The sequence below is a fragment of the Lacihabitans sp. CCS-44 genome, assembly GCF_024343735.1.
Lineage (GTDB): Bacteria > Bacteroidota > Bacteroidia > Cytophagales > Spirosomataceae > Leadbetterella.
In genome coordinates, this window is the sequence record NZ_RJUE01000061.1 from 231492 (window position 1) to 244393 (window position 12902).

10 protein-coding genes and 1 tRNA gene are annotated in these 12902 nt (G+C 35.0%); 6 read left to right on the forward strand and 5 right to left on the reverse strand.

What is annotated here, in order from left to right; genetic code table 11:
• Positions 1-3: 3 nt before the first annotated feature.
• The 4 genes from EGI26_RS17365 to EGI26_RS17380 are packed head-to-tail and all read right to left on the reverse strand — an operon-like array spanning position 4 to position 2963.
• Entirely contained in the window at positions 4-627 is a 624-nt protein-coding gene (locus EGI26_RS17365) for a LysM domain-containing protein (RefSeq protein WP_255080338.1), read from the reverse strand.
• Positions 627-1112 (reverse strand): 5-(carboxyamino)imidazole ribonucleotide mutase, encoded by a 486-nt coding sequence (purE, locus tag EGI26_RS17370; protein WP_255080339.1) that lies wholly within the window; start codon positions 1110-1112, stop codon positions 627-629. Before purE ends, EGI26_RS17365 begins: the two co-directional genes overlap by 1 nt.
• 4 nt (positions 1113-1116) lie before the next feature.
• Positions 1117-2259, reverse strand: coding sequence for a 5-(carboxyamino)imidazole ribonucleotide synthase (locus tag EGI26_RS17375; RefSeq protein ID WP_255080340.1), 1143 nt, complete (start codon positions 2257-2259; stop codon positions 1117-1119).
• Entirely contained in the window at positions 2256-2963 is a 708-nt protein-coding gene (locus EGI26_RS17380) for a hypothetical protein (protein ID WP_255080341.1), read from the reverse strand. Before EGI26_RS17380 ends, EGI26_RS17375 begins: the two co-directional genes overlap by 4 nt.
• Before the next feature lie 64 nt (positions 2964-3027).
• Between EGI26_RS17380 and EGI26_RS17385 the strand changes: the two genes are divergently transcribed.
• The 6 genes from EGI26_RS17385 (at position 3028) to EGI26_RS17410 (ending at position 11512) form a co-directional block, all read left to right on the forward strand.
• A complete protein-coding gene (locus tag EGI26_RS17385) occupies positions 3028-4341 on the forward strand; it encodes a deoxyribodipyrimidine photo-lyase (protein ID WP_255080342.1) in 1314 nt (437 codons plus the stop codon).
• A 26-nt stretch (positions 4342-4367) separates the two neighbouring features.
• The gene (locus EGI26_RS17390; RefSeq protein WP_255080343.1) at positions 4368-7169 is read left to right on the forward strand and encodes a PD-(D/E)XK nuclease family protein; all 2802 of its coding nucleotides are present in this window, start codon (positions 4368-4370) and stop codon (positions 7167-7169) included.
• A 226-nt stretch (positions 7170-7395) separates the two neighbouring features.
• Positions 7396-7480 (forward strand) — tRNA-Ser (locus EGI26_RS17395).
• A gap of 477 nt (positions 7481-7957) precedes the next feature.
• Complete coding sequence (gene rsmI / locus EGI26_RS17400) at positions 7958-8650, forward strand: 16S rRNA (cytidine(1402)-2'-O)-methyltransferase (protein ID WP_255080344.1); 693 nt, start codon at positions 7958-7960, stop codon at positions 8648-8650.
• Positions 8640-9383, forward strand: coding sequence for a 3-oxoacyl-[acyl-carrier-protein] reductase (fabG, locus tag EGI26_RS17405; protein WP_255080345.1), 744 nt, complete (start codon positions 8640-8642; stop codon positions 9381-9383). Before rsmI ends, fabG begins: the two co-directional genes overlap by 11 nt.
• A 41-nt stretch (positions 9384-9424) precedes the next feature.
• Positions 9425-11512, forward strand: a complete 2088-nt coding sequence (locus tag EGI26_RS17410) for a vWA domain-containing protein (protein WP_255080346.1) — start codon at positions 9425-9427, stop codon at positions 11510-11512.
• A 6-nt stretch (positions 11513-11518) separates the two neighbouring features.
• On the opposite strand, the gene EGI26_RS17415 is transcribed toward EGI26_RS17410, so the two are convergent.
• Positions 11519-12787, reverse strand: a complete 1269-nt coding sequence (locus EGI26_RS17415; protein ID WP_255080348.1) for an aminotransferase class I/II-fold pyridoxal phosphate-dependent enzyme — start codon at positions 12785-12787, stop codon at positions 11519-11521.
• Positions 12788-12902: the final 115 nt, after the last annotated feature.

Sequence of the window (12902 nt, forward strand, 5' to 3'; positions counted from 1 at the left end):
TTACTACTCTTTTACTTTCCTTGGGATTACTAATTTTTCTCCTCTTTCTGCAAAGTTCTTTGTTTTTCCGTTGGCTGCCATTAAAGCTTCAACCGTTACGTCATATTTTTTGGCTACGACTTTTAATATATCTCCTGGACCCACAATGTGGTATCCTTGAATAGGCACAATCAATTTGGTAACGCCAACTTTTATTCCGTTTGCTTCAATACCTGGGTTTAGCTTTTTCAAAGTATTGGCCGAAACATTGAATTTATTGGCAATTCCGTAAAAAGTCTCGCCATCTTTTACTGTATGAGATAACTTTTCTCCAGTGATGTTTACAGGTTTAGTTTCAACTTTCTTTTCTGTAACCGCTTCTTTAGTCTCAGTTTTTGGCTGTTCTTCTGGGAGAGAGGCTGACTCAAGGACCATTGTGGTATCAGTATCTACAACCACAGAGTCTTGCATTTTTTCCACAACTACTGGTTCTTGGTTTAGGTCGGCCACTTTTGAAGCGTCATCTGACATCAAGTGCCATCCTGCGTATAGCAATAAACAAATTATTCCTACAAGTACTAGCAACACAGCCATTGGCAGTCCGCTATTTGGGGTTTCTGGTTTGGGGTTTCTGTCTTCAAATTCCATTATTTTGCACTATTTAATTCAACATTCATTTGATTTACCTTCTCTTTTAATTCCTCTTTATAATCGTGTAGCTTTTTTCTTAAATCGGTATCAGCGGTACTCATAATTTGAATGGCTAGCAAACCGGCATTCATTGAGGCATTCAGAGCTACCGTGGCTACGGGTACACCGTTGGGCATTTGAAGTATGGACAATACAGAATCCCAACCATCTATGGAGTTACTTGATTTTACAGGCACTCCAATTACTGGTAAAATGGTGCACGATGCTACCATTCCAGGTAAATGTGCGGCTCCACCAGCCCCAGCTATAATGGCTTTTAATCCTCTTCCTTCAGCCTCTGAGGCATAAGCAACCATTTTTTCGGGCGTTCTGTGGGCAGATACAATTTCTATTTCATATTTTACCTGAAACTTCTCTAAAATATCAACTGCTCCTTGCATCACTTTAAGGTCTGAAATGCTACCCATTATTATACCTACCATATATCTACTTTTTTGAAATAACCCTCAAGTTTTGCTGTACAAAAATGACCTTTTCTTTTAGTTTTTCAAAGTCATCTGCCAAAATACTCACATGACCCATCTTTCTGAAAGGCTTTGTTTTTTTCTTTCCATAAAAAAACGGAAAGACGTTTTCTTGCTTCAATATTTCTTCTAAACCCACAATTTCAGCTTGACCTTCATGGTTTTCCGCCCCAAGAATATTTACCATTGCTGCCATGGAAATGTCCTTGGTATCTCCAAGCGGCAGATTAAGAATTGCTCTCCAATGCTGATCATACTGAGAAACAAGGTTGGCCTTCTGCGTGTGATGGCCACTGTTGTGTGGCCGAGGAGCAACTTCGTTTACCAATATTTCGCCGTCTTTGGTTAAGAACATTTCCACTGCCAATAAACCCACCAAACCATAAGCTTCAATGGTTTTAATTGCTATATTATTCGCTTTTTCTGTAATTTCGTTAGATATAGCGGCAGGAGAGAATAAATACTCTACCAAGTTTGCCACAGGATGAAAAACCATCTCAACAACTGGAAAAGTCTTGATTTCGCCGTCTGAATTTCTTGAAACTATTACGGCCAATTCTTTTTCAAAATCAACAAATTTTTCAAGAATGCCCTCTGTATCAAAGCCTTTATCTATTTCTTGTTCGGATTTAATCGTCTGCACACCTCTACCATCATAACCACCCACTCCAATTTTATTTACAGCCGGTAAGAAATCGATGTTTGATCTAATTTCTGACAATCCATTTACCAAAATAAATTCAGAAGTTGGAATTTTATTATCCTTGAAAAACTGTTTTTGCGAACATTTATTCTTGATATTTTCGACTATGTGTGGTTGTGGAAAAACCTTTTTGCCTTCTGCTTCAAGCTTTTTTAAAGCTTCAATATTGACATTTTCTATTTCGATGGTAATTAAATCCAAGTCCTTACCAAATTCGTAGACCGTGTCATAATCTGCAATATCTCCATGAAAAAATCTAGTAGAGATAGATTTACAAGGACAATCGCTGTCGTTATCTAGTACGCTAATATCAAGATCAAGGTCCAATGCTGTCTGAATGAGCATTTTACCTAGTTGTCCGCCACCAAGAATCCCTATCTTTTGGGAATTATTAAAACTCATTTTATCTCGAAATCTTTAGCCTTAAGTCCTTTATTTACCTTTATCGACTGTAGTTCATTGCTTATTTCTCCCATTTGCGTCGTTTGTTTTTTTACACCAGGGAAGAGAATTTCACTGCCTTTGAAAGCCTTGTAGTTTTCGATAATAACAGTGGTTTCAAAAGAGCCCCTTGGAGATTCCATTTTTACCCAAGACTTGTCTTTAAATCCAGTTTTTGAGTTATAGTAATCTTTCCAAGTTTTTCCCTCATAATCTTTGAATTCTACTACATAAAAGTCACCATCTTTAGACAATAAATTTGCTGAGAATCCTTGATTTTTATAATCTAATTCAAAAAACGGGTTTGATTTTTGAGCTTCTGCTTTTGCTGCATTGCCCGTTTTGGGCTCTTGTGGGGCATTATTCCCAAAACTACTCTTTCTGGCTAATTTCTCACCATCATAAACGGTAGACATCAGTTCCATGCCATTTGAAAAAATACTCATGTTGTATTTCAAAGGAAACTGATACTTAATTTCAGTTTCGGCAACTCCTCTTGGCGATTCTGAGGTGTAATTCATCACCAAATCGGTAATAGATGCAGCATTTGCCTTTATTTTGGTAACTTCAAGGTATTTATCAATAACTTGGTCTGCCGATGTGAAATCTTGTGCATTTGCACTGATAAAACAAAAACTGAGGATTGCGAAAACAATAGCTTTCATAATTGAGTTTGATTTTGTTTAAACATTGTTTATGGCTTCAAAGTTACTTCAAATAATGTAATATATGAAACAAGAAATAGCTATATTTTGGTTTAGAAGAGATTTGAGGTTGGATGATAATGCAGGTTTGTACAGAGCCCTGAAATCTGGTCTAAAAGTTCTACCAATTTTCATTTTTGATAAAAACATACTTGATAAGTTAGAAGAAAAAAAAGACAGAAGGGTAGATTTTATACATCAAGCTGTATTTGCTATAAAGGAACAATTAAATTTATTTGGTTCGGATTTATGTATCAGGTACGGTCAGCCAGAAGGAATTTGGCAAAGTTTGTTCACTGAGTTCTCGATAAAAAAAGTTTTTTGTAATCATGATTACGAAAAATACGCTACTGATAGAGACCTATCCATAAGCAATTTATGTAAGGAAAACCAAGCCGAATTTTATAGTTTTAAAGACCAATGTGTTTTCGAAAAATCTGAAATACTTTCTGCTACAGGAACACCTTACACCGTTTTTACACCCTACATGCGTAAATGGAAGGATAAAATGAATGGTTTTTACAAGAAGAGCTACCCAAATGAAAATTATTTTGACAAATTTTTAAAGATTGAAAAATCCAATTGTCCAAGCTTGACCGATATCGGATTTGAAAAAACTGAAATTGTTTTCAATAAACCCACGCTTTCAAAATCAATTCTTATCGGATACAAAGAAAAGCGAGATTTTCCTGCTATAAATGCTACGAGCAGGTTGAGTATTCATTTAAGATTTGGAACCATCAGCGTTCGAAAATGCGTGCAGTATGCAGAAATGTTTAGCGAAACATGGCTCAATGAACTTATCTGGAGAGATTTTTATATGAATATTTTGGCCAATTTTCCACAAATCAACGCACGATTGGCTTTTAAAAAAGCTTATGATAAAATTCCTTGGAGAAATAACGAAGCAGAGTTTAAAGCTTGGTGCGAAGGAAAAACGGGTTATTGGTTGGTAGATGCTGGCATGCGAGAACTAAACAACACAGGTTTCATGCACAACAGAGTCAGGATGGTAGTGGCTAGTTTTCTTTGTAAGCATTTGTTGATTGATTGGCGGTGGGGAGAGGCGTATTTTGCCCAAAAATTAAATGATTTCGATTTTTCGGCTAATAATGGGGGATGGCAATGGGCTTCTAGCAGTGGATGTGATGCGGCTCCTTATTTTAGAATTTTTAATCCTGAGTCACAAACACTTAAATTCGATAAAGAGATGGCCTATATCAAAAAATGGGTTCCAGAATATCTAAGTTCAAGCTATCCTAGACCCATTGTAGATCATAAAATGGCCAGAGAAAGAGCTTTAAAAGTTTATAAAGAGGCTTTGAATGAAGCTGAATAAGTCTGATATTGCACAAAAATCATGAAATGCAGTCTTTTTTAGAATTAGCGGCTAAAACTATTTTTGAAGGTCACAACAAAAATGACCTACAAAATCTTCAGGTTATTTTACCGAGTAGGAGGGCTGTTTTTTTCTTTAAAAAGGCACTTTCAGATTTGTCTGATTCTCCTTTTTTTGCTCCAAAAATTGAATCCATAGATGATTTTATTCTTAGAACAGCCGATTTTACAACGTTGGACAATGTTGATTTATATTTTGAGATATATGCTATTCTGTCAGAATTAGATCCAAGCCAGAGTTTTGAGAAATTCATGTCTTGGGTTCCTACTTTATTGAAGGATTTTGAAAATATTGATTTTTCTTTGGTAGAAAACCCTCATTTATTGTTCAAATATATGAGCGAAGCCGATGCTCTGAGTAGGTGGGAACTCGACAACGATTATGTTTTTACTGCCACAGCTCAAAGCTACTTTAGTTTTTTTGATCGAATATCCCAAGTATATGAAAAACTAAACCAAAAGCTACTCCTTGAGAAAAAGTGCTACAGAGGTATGGTTTACAGGAAAGTCGCCGAGAATCCCGATTGGCTTCTTTCAAATGAGATCAAGAAATACTACTTCGTGGGATTAAATGCTCTAAGTAAATCAGAGGAAAAAATCATTGAAAGTCTCGAAAAGGCAAAAAAGTCTGAGTGTATTTGGGATACCGATGATTTCTATATGAATTCTCAAAATAAAGCGGGGAAAAAGTTAAGAGTTTATAAAAAATCTGGAAAGTTTGGTAAGTGGAATTTTCAAAATAGCCACTTAAAAGACTCAGAGAAAAACATACGAATTTTTGAGCTTAACAACGACAGTTTACAGTCCAAATTGGTCTCCAACCTTGCAAAAGAAGCTCATAATCAAAGGCATGTGATAGTTGTATTGGATGAAAATCAGTTTTTGCCACTCTTACTTAACGTGCCGTCTCTACAGCTTCCATTTAATATTTCTATCGGTTTACCCATTTCAAGTAGCCATTTTTCGGAAGTTTTGAGGCTTTTGATAGGCTGCTATCAAAACCATGAACACAACGATGAGCTAAAAATTCACAATTCGGTTTTAAGTAAAATTTTCGATAATCAGATTTTTAAGAGCTTAATAGTTAATGAAATATCTCTTAGTAGATTTGAAATACTACAAACAAAAATCAGAGGTAGCAAAAAACTATTTTATGACTATTACTGGTTTGTAAATCAAGGTTTGACGGTCGGCTTGTTGCAAAATTTCTTTAGAAAAGGTTCTGCTTTGGATTGCATTGAGTCATTAGAATTTATTCTAGGAAAGTTTTTTGAAATCCAAGATGCCGATTTTAGAGATTTAGAGTATGTTTTTGCCAATGTACTCAAGAACAAATTAAATCTAATCAAAGAGAAATTAAGGTCAGGGGTAGCTTTAAATCTAAAATCTTTTAGTGCTTTGATAGAAGATTTGCTGAAAAATGAACGCATACCTTTTGAAGGCGACTCTGACACACCATTGCAAATTATGAGTATGCTCGAAACCCGATGTCTTGATTTTGAGTGTGTTACGATAATGACTTTCAATGAGGGAAATTTGCCGTCTACCAAGAAAACAAATTCTTTTTTCCCTTTTGATGCCTGTAAAATTTTTGGATTACCGCTTTATTCCGATCAAGATGCCATCATGGCATATCATTTTTTTAGATTAATGCAAAGAGCCCAAACACTCAATTTCATATATCTAAACGGTGCCTCGGAGGCTTTGGGAAACAAAGAAAAAAGTAGATTTATCCGACAAGTTGAAGAGGAACTTCGTATTTACAATCCAAATATAAAAGTAAGCTACCCTTCAATAAATTTTAACCAGACAGATGACCTTAAATCAGGTTCTGAGATAATTGTGGAGAAGGAAAGTTTAACTCAAATTACTGATTTTTTGATGAACAAGGGTCTAAGTGCGAGCTCCATCAACGATTATTTATCTTGCAGTCTGAGGTTTTATTGGAAATACATTCTTAAAATCAAAAACGAGGATGAACTCAAAAGTCAGATTGGAACAGATGTTTTTGGGACAATTGTGCATAAGGTTTTAGAAAACCTGGATAAACCTTATTTTGAGTCGAAGAATCCAGTCAATAAAGAAGTACTACGAAATCAAAAAGATGAAGTTGAAAGTCAACTTTCATTAATTATAAAAGAGGAGCAGAAAGCTTTTGACTTTGATTCAGGAATGAATCTGATTCTTATTTCTGTAGTCAAGAAAATTATTGAGAGATATTTTGATAAAAGAGAATCTGAGTTTGGAGGAAATTTTACAATATTGGGTATTGAAAAGGAATTGACTTCTATTCAGGCAATCAACAATGTAGAATTAAAGTTGAAAGGCGTTATTGACAAAATAGAATTACATCCGTTTGGGCTTCGAATTATTGACTATAAAACTGGAAAAGTTGAGTTGAAGGATTTGTATTTGGACAAAGATGTTGATTTGGCAGAAACTTTATTGAATCCAGAAAAAAGTAAACTGAGACAATTGATCATTTATTACTTTTTGATTTTCAGCAACAAGACTGGTTTGGAGAAAGATTTTGGGTTGAAAATAATTCTGGAAGATTTGCAGTTGATGATTTATTCCTTTAGAAATCTAGGGGCCGACATATCTTTTAACAAAAACATATTTACCCACGATGAAATTATAGAAGCAGTAAATCTATTACTGACTAAAATACTTTCTGAGTTGCTATCAATGGAAACTTCCTTTATTCAAACTTCAGAAAAGAATCATTGTAAATATTGTGATTTTATAAATGTGTGTCAAAGAAATTAAGCTAGCGGATTTATTCTATGGGCTTCTCAATATCTAAATTCTTTTAAAAATCGGGTATTCATAATTTACAACAAATATTTTTCAAAAAAATATTTGTTCAGAAATAGTTGACAATTAAATACTTCTAATCTTTTTGATTTTAATTTCAGAAAAAATCTAAAATACGATTTGACAAGTTGGAAAAAACTACTATCTTTGCATCCGATTTAAGAACGACCAGTCAATTAGAGAGATGGCAGAGCGGTCGAATGCGGCGGTCTTGAAAACCGTTGACTGTCAAAGGTCCGGGGGTTCGAATCCCTCTCTCTCTGCAAAAACCCAGCCTTTGGCTGGGTTTTTTTATGAGCTTTTTCTTAATAAATAGGTAAAATATTGATTATTAGAGTGTTGAAATGTTTATTAAATGTAAATATCTAACAATCAGCAATTGTACTACTTTGGGATATAATCGTCCCGTTTTTGTACTTTTCTAGGCAGTATTGACAAATATTTTGACCAGCTATTTATTTTGAAAAAAATAATGTGTATAACTATTTGTAAATCAATAATTTGCGGATTTGGGCCTGCTTTTGAGAGAAGATAAATACTCTTTTGGAAAACTATTAGACTTTTTTTGTTTCAATTTTGTGTAAATTGTAACAAATAGCCCCACAATTAGGGAGAATAATAAAAGAATCATTGTTTTAGGTTTAATGGTTATATGCATAATTATCTAATTTTTAGGTATTTAAGAAATTAACTAATACTTTTTTGCCATTTATTTTTAAACACAAGCCATTTTAGGAACTATGTCTCTTGTTTTAGTGCCAACACCCATCGGTAATTTGAAGGATATCACACTCAGAGCATTAGATGAGCTGAAAAATGCTGATATAATTCTTGCTGAAGATACCCGTACATCTGGCGTTTTGCTCAAACATTTTGAAATATCTAAGCCACTTCAGAGTTATCATATTTTTAACGAACACAAGACCGTTCAGAAAATAATTGATATTATGAAATCTGGTAAAAGAATAGCTTTGATATCAGATGCTGGAACACCGGGCATTTCTGATCCAGGCTTTTTGCTGGTGAGGGCATGCGTTCAGAATGAGATTGAGGTTATTTGTTTGCCTGGTGCTACAGCCTTAATCCCGGCTTTGGTCGTATCAGGATTTCCTACTGATAGTTTTGCTTTTGAAGGATTTTTACCTGTAAAAAAAGGAAGGCAGACCAAGTTGACTGAACTCAAAGATGAAAAAAGGACAATGGTGTTTTATGAATCTCCACACAGGCTGGTTAAAACACTCGAAAACTTTATAGCGTATTTTGGTGGAGAACGAACAGCCTCTGTGAGTAGAGAAATTTCTAAACTGCATGAGGAAACCGTCAGAGGTACTTTATCAGAAATTCTTGCTATTTTTGCAACTCGAACCGTAAAGGGCGAGATAGTAATGATCGTTGAAGGTAATAATTCAAAAAAAACTAAACATGAAAGTTGAAAACAAAACCGTTTTAATAACAGGTGCTTCGAGAGGTATTGGTAAGTCTATCGCTGAAGAATTTGCAAAAAATGGAGCCAATGTGGCTTTTACGTATTTGTCGTCTGTAGAGAAAGGTCAAGCCCTTGAGGTAGAATTGAGTCAATATGGAACAAAAATTAAAGGATATCGATCAGATGCCTCAGATTATACCTCAGCGGAGCAATTAGTGACCGACGTAGTAGCTGATTTTGGCAATTTAGATATTTTGATAAACAATGCTGGCGTAACCCGCGACACTTTGCTAATGCGTATGTCAGAAGATCAATGGGATGATGTTTTAAGGATAAATTTGAAATCTGTTTTTAATCTTACCAAAGCGGCCACCAAACCAATGATGAGAGCCAAAGCAGGATCAATCATAAATATCACTTCAGTAGTTGGCCTAATGGGTAACGCCGGTCAGGCAAATTATTCGGCTTCTAAGGCTGGTATTTTAGGCTTTACTAAATCTGTTGCAAAAGAATTAGGCTCGCGTAATATCAGAAGCAATGCCGTGGCTCCGGGTTTTATTGAAACAGAAATGACAGGTGAGTTGAATGAAGAGCAATTGAAAGAATGGACGAAGTCTATTCCGCTTAAAAGAGCTGGCCAAGGAAAAGATATTGCAAATGCATGCCTTTTCTTGGGGTCTGACGCTTCGTCATATATTACTGGACAAGTTTTGGTTGTTGATGGTGGTATGTTAATGTAATTTTGACTCAAAATCCTCGAATAATAGAAAAGAGCTAAATAATGAAACCCGAAATAGTATCACAAACTCCATTATGGTATGTTTTTTTATGCCTTGGTTTGGGTTTGTTATTCGCTCTTTTTACTTACTACAGGATAAAAGGTTTTAACAAGAATCAAAAACTGATTTTAGCTGCCTTAAGAGGAATTTTGACCTTTTTGGTAGCTTATCTTTTGTTAAATCCACTCATCAAAACCATATCTAATAATGTGATTAAGCCGAAAGTTGTCCTTGTTTTGGATAATTCAAGGTCTATGACAAATGGAGGCAAAAAAGCTATTGATGAGGTGTTTGAAGGAATTTTGGCTTTAAAAGAAAGTCTCATCGAAAAAGGCTTCGATTTAGAGTTGAAGTCGCTGGGAGAAGATAAAATAGATGACATTAAGTCAACAAAGTTCAATGTTAAAAAGTCAAATCTTTCAAGCGTTCTATTTGATTTAAAGAACAATTACGAAGGCCAGAATTTAAGTGATGTAATAATTGTATCTGATGGAATTATTAATGACGGCGTTTCTCCTACATTTCAAAAGTATCCGTACAATATTCATACTGTCGGTTTTGGCGACACCACCCTCAAAAAAGACCTTTTGATTTCAGGTATTGCAGCAAATAAACTGGCTTATTTGGGCAACAAGTTCACGGTAAATGTTGATATATCGGCCTATCTATTGCCTGGAAAACTCACCTCGGTTTCTATCAAAGACGGCACAGGAAAGGTTCTTTCTCAAAAACAGATTAGTATTTCTAAAAAGGAAGATTTTCAGAGTCTGTCCTTTGAACTTTCAGCCGACAGGGTAGGTAAACAAAGATATATTGCTGATGTAAAGGTTGTTGAAGGTGAATATTCAGTCAAAAATAACGTTAAAGAGTTTATAGTAGACGTTGTGAATGGAAAAGAAAAGATACTTTTCTTGGCATTTGCTCCTCATCCTGACATAAAAGCTTTTAAAAACATCATTGAGAAAAATGATCTTTTTGAGCTGCAGGTTCAAATTATACAGTCTACCGAGCCAAGTCAAATTGGCAAAGATCCCTTTGATATTTTGATTTTGCATCAAGTACCCGATGCTTATGGTTCTTCTACAGGAATAGTTAGTACGCTTTTATCCAAGAAAAAACCGACATTTTTTGTGGTGGGGAGTAAAACCAATATTCAGGCATTCAACGGTATGCAGAATGTGGTTGGGATAAATTCTCAGATAAACAGATTGGACAAAACAACAGGGCAAATTAATAACCTGTTTCAAAGATTCAATATTTCATCTAACACTGAAAATTTGTTAGAAAAACTGCCACCAGTTTCTGTTCCATTTGGCGAATACAAGCCATTTCCAGGCACAGAAGTTCTTCTTTTTCAGAAGATTGGAAACATCAATACCGGAAGACCATTACTTGCAATGAATTTGAGTGGCGAAGTAAACAATGCAGTGTTTTTGGGAGAAGGAATATGGCAATGGAGATTAGAGGAGTTTTCTTTGAATGAACGTCAGACAGAGATAGACGAACTGATAATCAAAACATTACAGTTGTTATCTATTAAAGAAGATAAAAGCAAGTTGCGGGTTTATCCTACTTTAGAAATTTTTAATATTGATCAAAAGATTGGTTTTGAAGCTGAGGCTTACAACAATATATTTGAAAGGATATATGATCAGAGTGTCTCAATGAAAATAAGGACCGAAAATGGTCAAGATAAGACTTATAACTTTAAAATAACCAAAGAATCTTCGAGGTTTGAACTCTCCAATTTACCAGCGGGTCTCTATACTTTTACTGCAGAGGCAGTTATTCTAGGAAAAAAAGAAGCCACCACGGGTCAGTTTTTAGTAACCCAATCTGACTTAGAATTGGAAAACCTTGTTGCCGACCATAATGTTCTGAGGACCTTATCCAATGAAAACAATGGCGATTTTGTCAATTACAAAAATATCATTGAACTTCGCAAAAGCTTAGAAAATAAAGGATTGGTCAATAAAGTTGTCAGCAATGAAGAACTTAAGGATTTTATAAACCTCCGTTGGATTCTGGCTTTATTGATAGCTTTTGCTGCCATCGAATGGGCACTTAGAAAATACTTTGGAGGTTATTGATTCTGCTCATGACAGAATCAATTCTTTGCTAGACTTCTCAGTAAACCTGCGTTTTACCAGCTCTCTGTCCATTTTACCCATTTTTTCAAGTTGCATATAGATGTGGTTTATCATTTGAAGTAGATTATCTATATCAGATAAAGTAATATATCTAGAAAGAGTAATTCTAATTCCTGTTTTGTTTTTAGGTACACTTGGAAATGTGCAAGGTGAAACAAAAAATCCACTATCTAAAAGTGCTTTAGCAGTGAATGCCGTATTTTCTGTGCTTCCAGATCCTATAAAGAAAATGGGTGTTGCATGATTTCCACTTAACGGAAGATTCAATTGGTTTGCCTTTTTCCAGAAGTATTCAATTTTTCGCTTTAAATCCAGCTGTAAATCAGCAAATTCGGGTCTCATATGTATTTCTGCAGACTTTATAGCAGCGGCAGCAGCGGCAGGATGGGGCGGGCCAGAGAAAATCATCGTCTTTCCAAGATTTTTTACCAGTTCTTTTGAAGCTTTGTCTGGGTATACCATCAGTCCTCCGCCAGTCCCAAATCCCTTCGACATTGACATTCCAATAAAAAGTTTTTCATGGAAAGGTATTTCATTTAGTACATAGCCAATCCCTTTTTTTCCAGTCCAACTAGTTCCATGGGCGTCATCTGCATATACATAAAACTGCTCATATTTATTCATCAAAAACTCGAGTTCCTTCATAGGTGCCCCGTCTCCCATCATGGAATAAATTCCATCAATCATATACCAAACGTTGTCGTATTTGGCACTGAGTATTTTTATTCTTTCTTCTAATAAATCCAGTCTGCTGTGTCTGAGTATTTCTATATGATCTCCATTGTTTCTCATCATGTTTACTGCAGTTTGCATACTGCTATGAACATAATTGTCTAGAATGATAGCATCATTTCTTCCAACAAGTATCGGTAAATTAGATATATGAGCAAATGTTGTTGAGGTTGTTACATTTACTGGTTTTTCAAACATTTCCTCTAATTTTTCTTCCATTTGCTCGAATAGCTCTAGCCCAACAAAAGTCCTAGATGAAGAAAAGTACATCCCATATTTGTCAATCGCATTTTTTGCAGCTTCTTTTATTTCTTCGTTTTGGTCAAGTCCCATATAGCTGCAGTTGCCAAAAAAAACAGTTTCTTTGCCACTCAACATTAAACTTCTGCCATCATAATCATCGTTTTTGGCAACTGCTCTTACTATCCCTAAACTTCTTCCGTATTCAAATGTGGAATTTATCAGTTCAAGTTCTTTGGTCATTTTTTTCATTAAATAATAGTTATTTTTAATATTATTAAGACAATGACTATACCAAAAAACTAATTTTTTAGTCAAATTGACGTAAGTCAATAAGAATACTTCTTTATTTCTTTCT